Raw genomic sequence first — 14,205 nt, forward strand, 5'->3', positions numbered from 1 at the left:
TCTCGCCCCGGTGCCGTCGGCGCCGGGGCGGGACGCCGTCGGCTGCCCGACTCAGCCGGGGCGGCACCGCCTCCCGGGGCATAGCCTGGTGGCAGGACCACCGGCGAGCACTGGGACGCCCTGATGCCCCTCCCCGACGGCACGGACGAGCTGGCCCGGTCGGCGGCACGCGGCGACCGCGAGGCCCTCGACGCCCTGCTGGCCGCCGTACGGCCGGAGGTGCTGCGACAGTGCGCCCGGCTGCTGCCCCACCGGCAGGACGCCGAGGAGGCCTGCCAGGACGCTCTGCTCGCGCTCGCCCACGGGATCACCGGGTTCGAGGGCCGCTCGTCGTTCGACACCTGGCTCTACCGGGTCACCGCCAACCGGGCCCGCTCCACCTACCGCACGTTGCGGCGACGGTGGCAGCGGGAGGCCGGCGGCGTCCCGCTGCCGGACCGGCCCGACCCGCGCCGGACCAGCGTGGTCGCCGGCACCCGGCTCGACCTGCTCGACGCGCTCGACGCGGTCCCGCCGGACCTCGCCGAGGCGGTGACCCTGCGCGACGTGCTCGGGCTGAGCTACCGGGAGATCGCCGGCCTGCTCGACGTGCCGGAGGGGACCGTGAAGTCCCGCATCCACGAGGCCCGCCGGCAGCTCCGGGCGCGGCTGTCCGATGCGTGACCCGGCCCGCCGCCGGCGCCGCCTCGCGATCGTCGCCCTCGTCGCCCTCGCCGGGGCGCCCGCCTGCGCCGACCGTCCGGTCTCGCCGCTGCCGGTACGGCCGGCGGTGACCAGCGCCGTCGCCATCGCGCCACCCACCGCCGCGACCCCGCCCGGCCCCACCCCGGCTCCGCGGGGCGCGAGCACCCCGGTCCCGGCACCGTCGAGGGCCGCGCCGGCGAGCCCGGGTACGCGGTCACGACCGCCGGTCGTGCCCCCGGCCACCCGGCCCGCCCCGTCGGTACGCACCACGGCCCCGCCCGCGTGCTTCGGCCCGGTCCGCTACGACCTGGTGCTCGCCGAGACCGAGCTGGCGCTGCTGAAGTCCCTCTGCTTCGCCGCCGGCGGGATCCTGCGCATCATAGGGATCGGGCCGGGTGAGGTCACAGTGGACCGGGAGGGCCTGGTCTCGCGCAGCTACGAGGCCGGTGTGGTGGACATCCGGTTCGTGCGCACCGGCACGGTGGTGGTCACCGTCCCGCAGGACGGCCGCGCGTACCCGATGACCGTGGTGGTGGTCTGACCGCGCCGCCTACCCGGCCCGCACCCCGGCGAGCACGCGGTCGACGAAGTCCGCGCCCACGTCCGGCGGCGGCACGAGCTGGACGTAGAGCAGACCGGCCCGGCCGGTGGCAGGCGCGGCCGCCTCGACGATCACCGGGCGGCCGGTGGGGCAGGTGTACGTGACGACCGTCCACTCCACGCCCCCCGGCCGGCTGCGACGTGGCGCAGCCGCGGCACAGTCCCCGTGGGCCCGTCCGGCGAGGAAGGCCGCCGGACCGGCCCGGCCCTCCGCACCGGTGGAGAGGCCGACGAACGCGCCGGGCAGCGCCGGGTCGGCCGCCCAGCCCTCCGGGTCCGGGGAGATCACCAGCGCCGGTTCGAGGTCGCCGTCGTCGCCGTACCGTCCCGCCCAGCCGGTCCCCTCGGCCCGCCAGCCGGCCGGCAGGACCACTGTCAGCGGCCCGCTGCGGCCCACCGCACCGGCCGGGGCGGGGCGGACCGCGTCCGCCGCACACGTTGCGGCGACGGCGAGCGCCACCGCGACCGCCGCCACGGCGGGGAGCAAGCGTGGCCGGGATGCGCGCCGCGCGTCGTCACCCGTGGGCACGCCTGCCACCGCGCGCCGCAGCGCCTGCCGGAACGCGTCCGCGTCCGGGTAGCGGTCGGCGGGGCGCACGGCGGTGGCGGTCCGCAGCACCGTGTCCACCGCAGCGGGCACCCCGGCACGCAGCCGCGAGCCGGCCGTCCGGCCGTCGGCCGCACCGCCCGGCGGACGTTCCCGGCCGAGCAGCCGCAGCCCGAGGCGGCCCAGCCCGAACACGTCGGCGCGGGTGTCGACCACGGCGAGCGGATCGTCCTGCTCGGGTGCCATGTAGCCGGGCGTGCCGGCCCGCGCGGTCAGCCCGGAGGCGGAGGCGAGCGCCTTGGCCAGCCCGAGGTCGGCGACGAGCACCCGGTCGCCGCCGGGCGCCGAGTGGAACAGGACGTTGCTCGGCGTGAGGTCACGGTGCACCACCCGGTGCCGGTGCAGCACCGCCACTCCCGCAGCGATCTCGTCGAGCACCGTCAGCGCCCGTCCCACCGGCAGCGGACCGCGGGCCAGCCGGTCCCGCAGGCTGCCGCCGTCCGCCCAGGCCAGCACGGCGTACGGGCGGCCGTCGGGCAACTCCCCCACGGCGTGCACCCGGACCAGGCGGTCGTCGTCCAGCCGCCGCAGCAGCCGCGCCTCGTCGAGGAACCGTTCCCGCACCCGCAGGTCGTGGCTCCAGTTCTCGGCCAGGACCTTGACCGCCACCCGGTCGGCCAGGGCCGGGTCGTACGCGAGCCAGACCGTGGCGAAGGACCCCGTCCCGAGCAGACGCTCCACCCGGTACGCCCCGATCCGCGCCGGCGTGATCATCCGCATCACCTCCGGGACCGCCACCACGGCCGCCGTCACGTCGACGGTAGACGATCCACCGAACCGAACCGGGCCGGCCGGAGACCAACTGGACAGGAGAACCCGACCGAAGGAGATCCGCCATGAACCGTCTCCCGTCCACCATCCTCGCCGGTCTGCTGGCGCTGGCCGGGACCGTCCCGGTCACCGCCGGCGCGCCGGCCGCCGCCGCCGCGCCCGCGCACCCGGCGACCGCGTGCCACGGCGACGGCACGCCGGCCCGCGTCCGGTCGACCATCGCGGAGAACGAGGTGCTCAGCGTCCGTGGCGCCGGGCCGTACCGGATCGGCGTCCGGCTGGACCGGCTCGTCGCGGCCGGGCTGATCGACTGGACCGCGCCGGGCTGTCCCGGAATCGTGCACGCCGGCGTCACCGGCTCCTGGGCCGGGGCGATCATGCTGACCTTCCGGGACGGCCGGCTCGTCTCGGTGGGCACGGCCACCGCCCCGCCGCGCTCCCCGGCCGGCGGGTCGGTCGGGATGTCCTTCGCCGAGCTGGAGCGCATCTACGGGCCGCGCGGCAGCATGATCCGCAACGACGCGGGTGACGCCGAGGCGTACCTGGTCCGGTTCGGGTCGCGGGTCGAGCTGTTCAGCGACCACCCGATCCGGCCCGGGGTCGGCTTCTACTCCGCCGGTCTGGCGTCGTACGTCGAGCGGTCGTTCCGGCAGGGCTGCTGCTGCTGAGGGTTGGCGGGCCCGGCCGTCGCGCCGGGCCCGCCTCCGCCGTCGCTCAGGCCGCCGCCCGCCACTCGCGGGCCAGCAGCGCGTAGACCACCTCGTCGGTCCACTCCCCCTTGACGAACTCGTTCTCCCGCAGGTGCGCCTCCCGGCGCATGCCCAGCCGCTCCAGCACCCGGGCCGAGGCGGTGTTGCGGGCGTCCAGCCGGCCGACGATCCGGTGCAGCCCCAGCCCTTCGAATCCGACGCGCAGCATCTCCCGGGCCGCCTCGGTGACGTACCCCCGGCCGGTGTGCGCCGGGTGCGCCACGTACCCGATCTCGCCCTGCCGGTGCTCCCCGCTGGTCCAGCTCAGCAGCACGTCGCCGACGAACTCGCCGGTGTCCGCCAGCGTCACCGCCAGGTTGAGCACGTCGCCGGGAGCGCGCAGCGCGGTCCGCCGGACCAGCCGGTCGATCGCCGCGCGGGCGGCGGCGTCGTCGTACGGCTCGTGGTAGAGGAACCGGGTGACCTCCGGGCGGCCCCGGTAGTCCCGGAGCACCGCCAGGTCACCGGCGGTGAAGGCGCGCAGCAGCAGCCGCTCGGTGCGTATCGGCAGATCGGGTACGAACACCCCGGCAGGCTACGTCGCGGCTGTCGTCCGGCCCACCCGATTACGCCCCGGGCACCACGGCGGCCCGGCCGGTGGCATGGTCTTACGGTGAGCACCGCACCCACCACCGCTTGGCGCCGGCCGGCTCCCACGGCCGCGCAGTACCGCGCCGACCTCTGGGTCGGGCTCGCGGTCACCGTGCTGGCCCTGTTCGAGCTGACCCTGGCGTACAGCACCGGGGCCTTCCTGCTCGGGCCGCCGCCGAGCGTGGCCGAGCAGGTCTGGTGGACCGTCGCGGTGACCGCCCCGCTGGCCGTGCGGCGGCGGTGGCCCGCCACCGTCGCGGTGATCGTCGCCGTCGCCTTCGTCGCCGGGCAGGCGCGGGCGGTCCCGCTGGCGCAGCTGCCGTCGGGCGCGCTGTTCGCCGCCCTGTTCACGCTCGGCGCGTGGGGCACCGACCGGCGGCTGGCCGGGCGGCTGCGGGCCGGGATCATCGCGGCGATGTTCGGCTGGCTCGCGCTGTCCCTCGCGCTGCGGGCCGACCAGATCTCCGCTGCCTCCTTCGCCGACGCCGCCGGCCCGGTGCCGCCGGTGCTCGCCGCCGTGGTCAACGGCGTGCTCTACAACGTGCTGTTCTTCGGGTTCGCCTACTACTCCGGGCAGACCGCCTGGGTGGCCGCGCGCCGCCGGTACGAACTGCGGGAGCAGGCCGAGCAACTGCGCCGCTCGCAGGTCGAGGCGCGCGAGCGCGCGGTGATGGGCGAGCGGGTCCGCATCGCCCGCGAGCTGCACGACGTGGTCGCCCACCACGTGTCGGTGATGGGCGTGCAGGCCGCCGCGTGCCGGCGCGTGTTCGACCGGGACCGGGACAAGGCGCGGACCGCCCTGGCCGCGATCGAGGAGACGGCCCGCACGTCGGTCGACGAGCTGCGCCGGATGCTCGGCGTGCTGCGCGACCCGGACGCCGCGGCCGGCGCGGCCGCCGCCCCGGAGGACACCGCCGGCATCGACCAGGTCGCCGCGCTCGTCGACCGGGCCCGGGACACCGGGCTGCGGGCCGAACTCGGGGTGTACGGGGAACCGGCGCCGCTGCCCCGCTCGGTGTCGCAGGCGGCGTACCGGATCGTGCAGGAGGCGGTGACGAACGTGGTCAAGCACGCCCACGCCACCACGCTGGACGTGCGGATCCGCTATCTGGCGAGGGAACTGGAGATCGACGTGAGCGACGACGGACAGGGCGGCGAGCCGGCGGCCGGGGCCGGGCTGGGCCTGATCGGCATGCGGGAACGGGTCGCCGCGCACGGCGGTGAGGTGGAGGCCGGGCCGCGCCCCGGCGGCGGGTTCCGGGTCCGGGCCCGCATGCCGCTGCCGGTCGAGGCCGCCGGGCGGGCCGCGTGAGCGCGCCGGTGCGGGTGCTGCTCGTCGACGACCAGCACCTGGTCCGGACCGGTTTCCGGGTGATCCTGGAGGTCGAGGACGACATCGAGGTGGTCGGCGAGGCCGCCGACGGGCAGCGCGCCGTGTCGATGGCGCCCGCGCTGCGGCCGGACGTGGTGCTGATGGACGTGGAGATGCCGGTCCTCGACGGGCTGGAGGCCACCCGCCGGATCACCGGCGACACGACGCCGGGCGGACCGGCGGTGCTGATCCTCACCACGTTCGACAGGGACGACTACCTGTTCGCCGCGTTGCGCGCCGGGGCGAGCGGCTTCCTGCTCAAGAACGGCACGCCGGAGGATCTGGTCGAGGCGGTCCGGGTGGTGGCGCGCGGCGAGGGACTCATCGCGCCGGCGCTCACCCGGCGGGTGATCTCCACGTTCGCCCGTCCCGGCGCGGCGCCGCCGGACCCCCGCCACGACGCGGCGACGGCGGATCTGACCCCGCGTGAGCGGGAGGTGCTGGAGCTGGTCGCGAGCGGTGCGAGCAACGCCGAGATCGCGGACGCCCTGCGCGTCGGCGAGGCGACGGTGAAGACCCACGTCAGCCGCGTGCTGGCCAAGCTCGGGCTGCGCGACCGGGTGCAGGCGGTGGTGTTCGCGTACGAGCACGGGGTGGTGCGACCCGGCGGATGACGCCCGTCCGCCGTGCGACGGACCCCGTGATCGCTCCGTGGTGGGACGACGGGGGTGAGGACCGGCCGTAGCGTCGGGATCATGACCAGCGTGCTCCGCCTCGACGGCGTCGACCGCAGCTTCGGCGGCCGTCAGGTGCTCAAAGACGTCTCCTTCGACGTGACCGCCGGGCGCATGACCGGATTCGTCGGCGGCAACGGCGCCGGCAAGACCACCACCATGCGGATCATCCTCGGCGTGCTCGCCCCGGACGCGGGCCAGGTGACGTGGCGGGGGCAGCCGCTCAGCCGCGAGGCCCGGGCCCGGTTCGGCTACATGCCCGAGGAACGCGGCCTCTACCCGAAGATGACGCCCCGCGAGCAGGTGGTCCACCTCGGCCGCCTGTACGGGCTGGACGCCGCCGGGGCACGCCGGCGTACCGACGCGCTGCTGGAGCGGGTCGGTCTCGGCGAGCGGGCCGACGACCTGCTGGAGACGCTGTCGCTCGGCAACCAGCAGCGCGCGCAGATCGCCGCCGCGCTGGTGCACGACCCGGAGGTGCTGATCCTGGACGAGCCGTTCTCCGGGCTCGATCCGCTCGCCGTCGACATGGTGGTCGCCGTGCTGCGGGAACGCGCCGCCGCCGGCGCGCCGGTGTTGTTCTCCAGCCACCAGCTCGACGTGGTGGAGCGGCTCTGCGACGACCTGGTGCTCATCGCGGGCGGCACGATCCGGGCCGCCGGCGCCCGCGAGGAGTTGCGCGCCGCGTACACGCTGCCCCGGTTCTCGCTCGTGGTCGACGGCGACGCCGGCTGGCTGCGGGACCAGCCCGGCGTGCGGCTGGTCGACCTCGACGGCGCGCGCGCCGTGTTCGAGGTGGACCCGCCCGCCGACGACCAGTCGGTGCTGCGCGCGGCGCTGACCCGCGGTTCGGTGCGCGCCTTCGGCCCGGTCACCCCGTCCCTCGCCGAGATCTTCCGAGAGGTCAACCAGTGAACACGTTTCAGGCCGCCCGGCTGGTCGCCGCTCGCGAGATCAAGGTCAAGGTCCGCGACAAGACGTTCCTCTACAGCACGCTGATCTTCCTGCTGCTCGCCGTCGTCGCCACAGTGGTGCCGGCGATGCTGAGCAGCGGCCCGTCCACAGTGGCGGTGACCGCCGCCGGCGCCGAACCGCTGCGCGCGGCCGGGCTGGACGTCATGCTGGTCGCCGACGACGGCGCCGCCGAGCAGGCGGTACGCGACGGCGACGCGGACGCCGCGGTGGTGACCGGTCCGGTCGTGGTCGCCGACGAGCGGGCCCCGGACGACGTGGTCTCCGCGCTCAGCGCGGCACCGCAGGTGAAGCTGCTGGACCCGGACGCGGTGGACCCGCTCGTCGCCTACCTGGTGCCGTTCGCGTTCGCGTTCGTCTTCTTCTTCATGTCGCAGACGTTCGGGTTGCAGATCGCGCAGAGCGTCACCGAGGAGAAGCAGACCCGGATCGTGGAGATCCTGGTCGCCGCCGTGCCGGCCCGGGCGCTGCTGGCCGGCAAGATCCTCGCCGCGGGCGCGCTGGCGCTGGGGCAGATCACCCTGATCGCGGCCGCCGCGCTGATCGGGATGCGCCTGACCGGCGGCGGTGACCTGCTGGGCCTGATCGCGCCGGCGGTCGGCTGGTTCGTGCCGTTCTTCCTGTGCGGCTTCCTGCTGCTCGCGGCGATGTGGGCGGCCGCCGGGGCGCTGGTGAACCGGCAGGAGGACATCGCCGGGGCGTCCACGCCGGTGCAGCTCGCGGTGATGGCGCCGTTCTTCGCCGTGGTGTTCCTCAACGACAACGCCGCCGCGATGCGGATCCTGTCGTACCTGCCGATCTCCTCGCCCACCGCGATGCCGGTGCGGCTGTTCGCCGGCGACGCGGCGACGTGGGAGCCGTTCGTGTCGCTGGCGCTGCTGCTGCTCGCGGCGGCCGGGTTCCTGCTCGCCGGGGCGCGCGTCTACGAGGGCTCGCTGCTGCGCACCAACGGGCGGACCTCGGTGCGGGCGGCGTGGCGGCAGCGCGAGCCGATCGGCTGACCGGGCGATACGCCGAGCGCCGGCCACCCCGTAGCGGGGTGCCGGCGCTCGGCGCGTTCGGGCCGGGGTCAGCCGACCGCGGCCATCACCTCGTCGGAGACGTCGAAGTTGGCGTAGACGTTCTGCACGTCGTCGCAGTCCTCCAGCACGTCGATCAGCTTGAAGATCTTGCGCGCGCCCTCCTCGTCCAGCGGCACGTTCACGCTGGGGATGAGGGAGGACTCGGCCGACTCGTACTCGATGCCGGCGTCCTGCAGCGCGGTGCGGACCGCGATCAGGTCACCCGGCTCGGAGACCACCTCGTACGCCTCACCGAGGTCGTTGACCTCCTCGGCGCCGGCGTCGAGCACCGCCATCATCACGTCGTCCTCGGTCGTGCCGCCCTTGGGGACGATCACCACGCCCTTGCGGGAGAACATGTACGACACCGAGCCCGCGTCGGCCAGCGAGCCGCCGTTGCGGGTCAGCGCGGTACGCACCTCGGTGGCGGCACGGTTGCGGTTGTCGGTGAGGCACTCGATCAGCATCGCCACGCCGTTCGGGCCGTAACCCTCGTACATGATCGTCTGCCAGTCGGCGCCGCCGGCCTCCAGGCCGGAGCCGCGCTTGACCGCGCGGTCGATGTTGTCGTTCGGGACCGAGTTCTTCTTCGCCTTCTGGATGGCGTCGTAGAGAGTCGGGTTGCCGGCCGGGTCGCCGCCGCCGGTACGGGCCGCCACCTCGACGTTCTTGATCAGCTTGGCGAACATCTTGCCGCGCTTGGCGTCGATGACCGCCTTCTTGTGCTTGGTCGTCGCCCACTTTGAGTGGCCGGACATCTGTTACCTCCGTTGCTACCCGCCGTCTGCATCGACCGCACCGCACACGCCCCGCTCCCAAGGCGGCGCACGTCGAGGTGCCGTGATCTTCGCTGGGAGCCGCGGCGGGCTGATGGCCCTGCCGAATCTCCGCAATCCTACCGGCGGGAGCCGGGGCACTGTCACGCGCCGCACGGCAGCGGCCCGTCCCGGCCCACCCGAACCGGCACAACCGGGGACGGACCGGCCGCTCAGGCGACGGCCCGGACCAGCTCCACGAAGTGGCGGTGCAGCCGCAGGTCGCCGGTCAGCTCGGGGTGGAACGACGTGGCCAGCAGGTTGCCCTGCCGCACCGCGACGATCCGGTCCGCGGCCGGGCCCTCGGTCACCCGGCCGAGCACCTCCACGTCCGGGCCGACGCGCTCCACCCAGGGCGCCCTGATGAACACCGCGTGGAACGGGCCGCCGTCGACGCCGCTGAGCGCCACCGGCGCCTCGAACGAGTCGACCTGGCGGCCGAACGCGTTGCGCCGCACCGTCATGTCGACGCCGGTGAAACCGCGCTGGTCGGGGCGGCCGTCCAGCACCTCGGCCGCCAGCATGATCAGGCCGGCGCAGGAGCCGTAGACCGGCATGCCGGCGGCGATCCGCTTGTCGATCGGCTCGCGCATCTCGAAGATGTCCACCAGCTTGCTGATCGTGGTCGACTCGCCGCCGGGCACCACCAGGCCGTCGACCGCGTCCAGCTCGCCCGGCCGCCGCACCGGCCGGGCGTCGGCGCCCGCACCGGCCAGCGCGGCGACGTGCTCGCGTACGTCGCCCTGGAGGGCGAGCACGCCGATCACGGGTCCCGTCACGCCCGGCTCACCAGCCGCGCTCGGCGAGCCGGTGCGGCTGGGGGATCTCGTCGACGTTGATGCCGACCATCGCCTCGCCGAGGCCGCGGGAGACCTTGGCGAGCACGTCCGGGTCGTCGTGGAACGTGGTCGCCTTGACGATCGCGGCGGCCCGCTGGGCCGGGTTGCCGGACTTGAAGATGCCCGAGCCGACGAAGACGCCCTCGGCGCCGAGCTGCATCATCATGGCCGCGTCCGCAGGGGTCGCGATGCCGCCGGCGGTGAACAGCACGACCGGCAGCTTGCCCTGCTCGGCGACCTCCTTGACCAGCTCGTACGGGGCCTGGAGCTCCTTGGCCGCGACGTACAGCTCGTCGTCGGGCAGCGACTGGAGGCGGCGGATCTCCTGCCGGATCTTGCGCATGTGCGTGGTCGCGTTGGAGACGTCCCCGGTGCCCGCCTCGCCCTTCGAGCGGATCATCGCGGCGCCCTCGGTGATCCGGCGCAACGCCTCGCCCAGGTTCGTCGCCCCGCACACGAACGGCACGGTGAACGCCCACTTGTCGATGTGGTTGGCGTAGTCGGCCGGGGTCAGCACCTCGGACTCGTCGACGTAGTCGACGCCGAGCGCCTGGAGGATCTGCGCCTCGACGAAGTGGCCGATGCGGGCCTTGGCCATCACCGGGATCGAGACGGCCGCGATGATGCCGTCGATCATGTCCGGGTCGCTCATCCGGGACACGCCGCCCTGCGCGCGGATGTCGGCCGGTACGCGCTCCAGGGCCATCACGGCGACAGCGCCGGCGTCCTCGGCGATCTTCGCCTGCTCGGGGGTGACCACGTCCATGATCACACCGCCCTTGAGCATCTCGGCCATGCCGCGCTTGACGCGGGCGGTGCCGACGGCGGTGGCGGTGGTCGGGGCTGCGGATTCAGACACGGGACATCGCTCCTCGGCGTGCTCGGGAGGTGACTGCGCAGGAATGCTACGACCGGCGCGACGCCGATCCGAGCGCCAATCGAACCCCCGGTGGCCTGCCGTGTGGCCCCCGTCACGGCCGGTGGCGATCAGCCCGTGGTCACGTCCGCGTGCGAGGCCAGCGTGGGATCGTCGATGTCGAAGTAGCGCGGCCACTCCCGGCCGCGCCCCATCCGGAACAGCCGTACCACCGGACGCCCCCGCGCCGAGCGGGCGTCCCGGACCAGGTCGGTGTGCACCTGCCGGGCCAGCGCCAGCCGCCGGCTGGCCGCGATCACCGCCGCGCACGCCGGGTCGTCCGGGTCCAGCCGCACCCCGCGCAACTGCCGGGTCAGGTCGTTCTCGGCCGCCTCGCGCTCCTCCGGAGCGGCGTCCAGCGCGATCCGGGCGGCGGCGTACAGCTCCACGCCGTACCGCTGCTCGGCCAGGACCGCGGCGGCGGCCGCGCGGCGCAGCAGGTGCGCGTCGAGCGCGCGGGCCGCCGAGTCCGCGCGGACCTGCAGCCGCTGCACGCGGCCGGAGGTCCAGATCAGGTACGCCGAGAGCAGCCCGAGCACCGCGACCGCGCCCACCACCCACCACATGCCCGGCATCGTAGTGCTGCTCCTCATCCCGGCCGGCCGGCGCGGTGCACCGGTCGACGCGCTCGTCACAGCGGCCGCAGCGGCCACAGCGGTCAGCCCAGACCCGCCCACTCCTGGTCCATGACCCGGCCGTCGGTGGCCTCGATCGCGGCTGCGTATACCTCCAGAACGCGGCGGGCAACCACGGGCCAGTCGAAATTCGCCACCACCTGGTCGCCGCAGGCGGTGAGCCCGGCGCGGCGGCCGTCGTCGTCGAGCAGTTCGGACAGCGCGGCGCCCAGCGCCGCCGCGTCGCCGGTCGGGAACAGCCGTCCGGCCCGCCCGCCGTCGAGCACCCGGCGGAACGCGTCCAGGTCGCTCGCGACCACCGTGGTGCCGGCGGCGAGCGCCTCGGTGAGGATCATCCCGAAGGACTCCCCTCCGGTGTTCGGTGCGACGTAGAGGTGCACGCTGCGCAGCATGCGCGCCTTGTCCGCCTCGGAGACCAGGCCGAGGAACGTGACCCGGTCACGCAGGCCGGCCGGGAACCGCCCGTACAGCTCGTCCGCGTCGCCCGGCCCGGCGACCAGCAGGCGCAGCCCGGGCCGGTGCGCCGCCAGCGCGACGAACGCGTCCCGCAGGATCGGGAAGCCCTTGCGCGGCTCGGTGAAACGGCCCAGGAACCCCAGCGTCCCCCCGGTGCCCGGGGCGCACTCCCCCGGCCAGCCCGGCAGCGGCGGCACCCCGGCGAACTTCGCCACCGCCACCCCGTTGGGGATCTCCACCGCGCCGCCGTCCATGTGCTCGACCTGCACCTTGCGGGCCAGCGCGCTGACCGCGATCCGGGCGGTGATGCGCTCCAGCACGATCTGGAGCACGCCCTGCGCGGCCGACAGCACCCGGGAGCGGGTCATCGCGGTGTGGAAGGTCGCCACCACCGGGCCGCGGGCGCAGAGCACAGCCAGCATCGACAGGCTCGGCGTCAGCGGCTCGTGCACGTGCAGCACGTCGAAGTCGCCGCGGGTGATCCAGCGCCGCACCCGGGCGACGGAGACCGGGCCGAACGCGATCCGGGCCACCGACCCGTTGTACGGCAGCGGCACCGCCCGGCCCGCCGACACCACGTACGGCGGCAGCGCCGAGTCCTCGTCGGCGGGCGCCAGCACGCTCACCTCGTGGCCGAGCCCGAGCAGCGCCTCGGCCAGGTCCATGACGTGGTTCTGCACGCCGCCCGGCACGTCGAACGAGTACGGGCACACGATGCCGATACGCACTGCGCCCCCTAGACCGTCCCGGTGGTGGCCGGTGGCTGCGCCGACGTGGGCGTACCGTCCCGGCCCTGGTCCAGCCACATCCGCTGCAACATGTGCCAGTCTTGCGGATGCCGGGCGATGCCCGCCGCCAGACCGTCGGCAATCCGCTGCGTCACCGCGCGCACCCGCTCGTCGAGCGGCGCGCTGTCCGGGTCCGGCAGCGGCAGCGGGCCCTCGATCGAGGCGCACGCCGCGTCCGGTTCGTACCACATCGAGGCCACGTAGAGCGGGGCGCCGGTACGGATCGCCAGCAGCGCGGGACCGGCCGGCATCCGGGTCCGGCCGCCGAAGAAGTCCACCTCCACGCCGCGCGCGGACAGGTCCCGGTCGGCCAGCAGCGGCACCACGTATCCGGCGCGCAGCCGGTCCACCAGCACGTCGAACGCGGGACGCGGGCCGCCGGTGTTGGGCAGGATCTCCATGCCCAGCCCTTCCCGGAACCCGACGAACCGCTCGTAGACGCCGTCCGGCAGCCGCTCCGCCACCGTGGTCATCGGCCAGCCGGTGGCCGCCACCCAGGCGCCTGCGGCGTCCCAGTTGCCGGCGTGCGGCAGCGCCACCACGGCGCCCCGCCCGGCCGCCACGTCGGCGTCGAGCAGTTCCTGCCCGTCGAGGCGGAACCCGGCGAGGATGTCCGTGCGGCTCAGGCCGGGCAGCCGGAACGCCTCCATCCAGTACCGGGCGTACGAGCGCAGCCCGTCGCGCACCAGCGCGTCCAGTTCCGCGTCCGGCATCTCCGGGCCGACCACCCGGCGCAGGTTGGCGCGCAGCCGGCGCGTACCCCCGCCGTCCTTGCGGTGGGCGCGGTCGGCGCCCATCCGGAAGGCCGCCGCCGCGACGGGCCGGGGCAGCGCCCGGACCAGGCGCCAGCCCGCGACGAAGCCCGCCTCGGTCAGGTTCACTCGGCGCCGACCCGCTGGGCCTGGCGGTACACGTGGGCCATCCGCTGACCCACCGTGAAGATCGAGACGGCGGCGAGCAGCCAGAGCGCGATCTCCAGGGCCGGATCGACGCCGACGCCGGTGAGCAGACCGCCGACGCCGACGATGAGCAGCCGCTCGGTGCGCTCGGCGATGCCCACGTTGCAGGTCATCCCGAGGCCCTCGGCGCGGGCCTTGACGTAGGAGACCAGCCCGCCCGCGGCCAGGCAGATCAGCGCCGCCGCCACGCCCGAGTAGTCGTGCTCGGTGGCCAGCCAGTACGCGACCGCGCCGAACACCGCGCTGTCGGCGACCCGGTCCATGCTCGAGTCGAGGAACGCCCCGAACCGGGTGGACCCGCCGCTCATCCGCGCCATCGTGCCGTCGAGCAGGTCGGTGAGAGCGAAGACCGTGACGATCAGCGCGCCGGCGACCAGATGGCCGCGCGCGCCGAAGCCGAGCGCGCCGACGAGCACGCCGACGGTTCCGGTCACGGTGACCGCATTGGGGGACACGCCCGCACGCAGCAGCGCGCGGGCGATCGGCTCCACGACGCGGGTCATGCCCGCGCGGGCCGTCACTTGGAAGATCTTCGCCATGGCGGTCCCACGATAACGGCCCGCAACCGCCGGGGACACAGCCGGGCGTACGACCCGCCCGGCGGCCCTTGTGCGGGCACCCGTGCGGGTGTGAGATCGAGCCAGGAGGTGAGCCAGTTCACCGGATCACCGGTCCGCGTTCCCGTCCAGCAGGAGATCACCGGAAGATATCGCCGC

General features: G+C 74.9%; 16 protein-coding genes. 7 read left to right on the forward strand and 9 right to left on the reverse strand.

The features are described 5' to 3' along the window. Nucleotides 1-123 precede the first annotated feature (123 nt). A complete protein-coding gene (locus ACN27C_RS28800; protein ID WP_120570558.1) occupies nucleotides 124-663 on the forward strand; it encodes an RNA polymerase sigma factor in 540 nt (179 codons plus the stop codon). Then, on the forward strand, nucleotides 656-1,225 hold the full coding sequence (locus ACN27C_RS28805) for a hypothetical protein (RefSeq protein ID WP_422749363.1): 570 nt from the start codon (nucleotides 656-658) through the stop codon (nucleotides 1,223-1,225). Before ACN27C_RS28800 ends, ACN27C_RS28805 begins: the two co-directional genes overlap by 8 nt. 9 nt (nucleotides 1,226-1,234) lie before the next feature. Here the strand turns inward: ACN27C_RS28805 and ACN27C_RS28810 are convergent, their stop codons facing one another. Further along, a complete protein-coding gene (locus ACN27C_RS28810; RefSeq protein WP_422749365.1) occupies nucleotides 1,235-2,644 on the reverse strand; it encodes a serine/threonine-protein kinase in 1,410 nt (469 codons plus the stop codon). Nucleotides 2,645-2,727: 83 nt separating this feature from the next. Between ACN27C_RS28810 and ACN27C_RS28815 the strand changes: the two genes are divergently transcribed. Next, nucleotides 2,728-3,330 (forward strand): hypothetical protein, encoded by a 603-nt coding sequence (locus ACN27C_RS28815; protein WP_121686007.1) that lies wholly within the window; start codon nucleotides 2,728-2,730, stop codon nucleotides 3,328-3,330. Nucleotides 3,331-3,376: 46 nt separating this feature from the next. Here the strand turns inward: ACN27C_RS28815 and ACN27C_RS28820 are convergent, their stop codons facing one another. Then, nucleotides 3,377-3,937 carry a GNAT family N-acetyltransferase gene (locus tag ACN27C_RS28820; protein WP_121686008.1) on the reverse strand — a complete coding sequence of 187 codons (561 nt, stop codon included), beginning with the start codon at nucleotides 3,935-3,937 and terminating at the stop codon, nucleotides 3,377-3,379. 87 nt (nucleotides 3,938-4,024) lie between these two features. On the opposite strand from ACN27C_RS28820, the gene ACN27C_RS28825 reads away from it, so the two are divergent. From ACN27C_RS28825 to ACN27C_RS28840, 4 genes are all read left to right on the forward strand, one after another. After that, nucleotides 4,025-5,314, forward strand: a complete 1,290-nt coding sequence (locus tag ACN27C_RS28825; RefSeq protein WP_422749368.1) for a sensor histidine kinase — start codon at nucleotides 4,025-4,027, stop codon at nucleotides 5,312-5,314. After that, complete coding sequence (locus tag ACN27C_RS28830) at nucleotides 5,311-5,988, forward strand: response regulator (RefSeq protein WP_422749370.1); 678 nt, start codon at nucleotides 5,311-5,313, stop codon at nucleotides 5,986-5,988. Before ACN27C_RS28825 ends, ACN27C_RS28830 begins: the two co-directional genes overlap by 4 nt. Nucleotides 5,989-6,069: 81 nt before the next feature. After that, nucleotides 6,070-6,963 (forward strand): ABC transporter ATP-binding protein, encoded by an 894-nt coding sequence (locus ACN27C_RS28835; protein ID WP_422749372.1) that lies wholly within the window; start codon nucleotides 6,070-6,072, stop codon nucleotides 6,961-6,963. Continuing rightward, nucleotides 6,960-8,021, forward strand: a complete 1,062-nt coding sequence (locus tag ACN27C_RS28840) for an ABC transporter permease (RefSeq protein WP_422749374.1) — start codon at nucleotides 6,960-6,962, stop codon at nucleotides 8,019-8,021. Before ACN27C_RS28835 ends, ACN27C_RS28840 begins: the two co-directional genes overlap by 4 nt. A gap of 68 nt (nucleotides 8,022-8,089) precedes the next feature. Here the strand turns inward: ACN27C_RS28840 and ACN27C_RS28845 are convergent, their stop codons facing one another. From ACN27C_RS28845 to pgsA, 7 genes are all read right to left on the reverse strand, one after another. Then, nucleotides 8,090-8,839, reverse strand: a complete 750-nt coding sequence (locus tag ACN27C_RS28845) for a YebC/PmpR family DNA-binding transcriptional regulator (RefSeq protein WP_043324998.1) — start codon at nucleotides 8,837-8,839, stop codon at nucleotides 8,090-8,092. Between the two features lie 230 nt (nucleotides 8,840-9,069). Then, nucleotides 9,070-9,675: a pyridoxal 5'-phosphate synthase glutaminase subunit PdxT gene (gene pdxT, locus ACN27C_RS28850; protein WP_422749376.1), complete on the reverse strand. Its 606-nt coding sequence runs from the start codon at nucleotides 9,673-9,675 to the stop codon at nucleotides 9,070-9,072. Between the two features lie 7 nt (nucleotides 9,676-9,682). After that, nucleotides 9,683-10,594, reverse strand: coding sequence for a pyridoxal 5'-phosphate synthase lyase subunit PdxS (gene pdxS, locus ACN27C_RS28855; protein ID WP_121686013.1), 912 nt, complete (start codon nucleotides 10,592-10,594; stop codon nucleotides 9,683-9,685). 128 nt (nucleotides 10,595-10,722) lie between these two features. Next, nucleotides 10,723-11,226 (reverse strand): hypothetical protein, encoded by a 504-nt coding sequence (locus tag ACN27C_RS28860; RefSeq protein WP_120570569.1) that lies wholly within the window; start codon nucleotides 11,224-11,226, stop codon nucleotides 10,723-10,725. An 83-nt stretch (nucleotides 11,227-11,309) separates the two neighbouring features. Then, entirely contained in the window at nucleotides 11,310-12,470 is a 1,161-nt protein-coding gene (locus tag ACN27C_RS28865; RefSeq protein WP_422749378.1) for a glycosyltransferase family 4 protein, read from the reverse strand. Nucleotides 12,471-12,478: 8 nt separating this feature from the next. Beyond that, entirely contained in the window at nucleotides 12,479-13,411 is a 933-nt protein-coding gene (locus ACN27C_RS28870; protein ID WP_422749380.1) for a phosphatidylinositol mannoside acyltransferase, read from the reverse strand. Further along, complete coding sequence (pgsA, locus tag ACN27C_RS28875; RefSeq protein WP_120570572.1) at nucleotides 13,408-14,028, reverse strand: phosphatidylinositol phosphate synthase; 621 nt, start codon at nucleotides 14,026-14,028, stop codon at nucleotides 13,408-13,410. The genes ACN27C_RS28870 and pgsA overlap by 4 nt, the downstream gene beginning before the upstream one ends. Nucleotides 14,029-14,205 lie beyond the last annotated feature (177 nt).

This window comes from Micromonospora sp. WMMD1219 (assembly GCF_049315215.1).
In the GTDB taxonomy this organism is placed as follows: domain Bacteria; phylum Actinomycetota; class Actinomycetes; order Mycobacteriales; family Micromonosporaceae; genus Micromonospora; species Micromonospora tulbaghiae.

Excerpts from the sequence above, each read along its gene's own strand:
- ACN27C_RS28845 (WP_043324998.1), bottom strand. The coding sequence starts at position 8,839 with ATGTCCGGCCACTCAAAGTGGGCGACGACCAAGCACAAGAAGGCGGTC.
- ACN27C_RS28800 (WP_120570558.1), top strand. The coding sequence starts at position 124 with ATGCCCCTCCCCGACGGCACGGACGAGCTGGCCCGGTCGGCGGCACGC.
- pgsA (WP_120570572.1), bottom strand. The coding sequence starts at position 14,028 with ATGGCGAAGATCTTCCAAGTGACGGCCCGCGCGGGCATGACCCGCGTC.
- ACN27C_RS28815 (WP_121686007.1), top strand. The coding sequence starts at position 2,728 with ATGAACCGTCTCCCGTCCACCATCCTCGCCGGTCTGCTGGCGCTGGCC.
- ACN27C_RS28805 (WP_422749363.1), top strand. The coding sequence starts at position 656 with ATGCGTGACCCGGCCCGCCGCCGGCGCCGCCTCGCGATCGTCGCCCTC.
- ACN27C_RS28860 (WP_120570569.1), bottom strand. The coding sequence starts at position 11,226 with ATGCCGGGCATGTGGTGGGTGGTGGGCGCGGTCGCGGTGCTCGGGCTG.
- ACN27C_RS28835 (WP_422749372.1), top strand. The coding sequence starts at position 6,070 with ATGACCAGCGTGCTCCGCCTCGACGGCGTCGACCGCAGCTTCGGCGGC.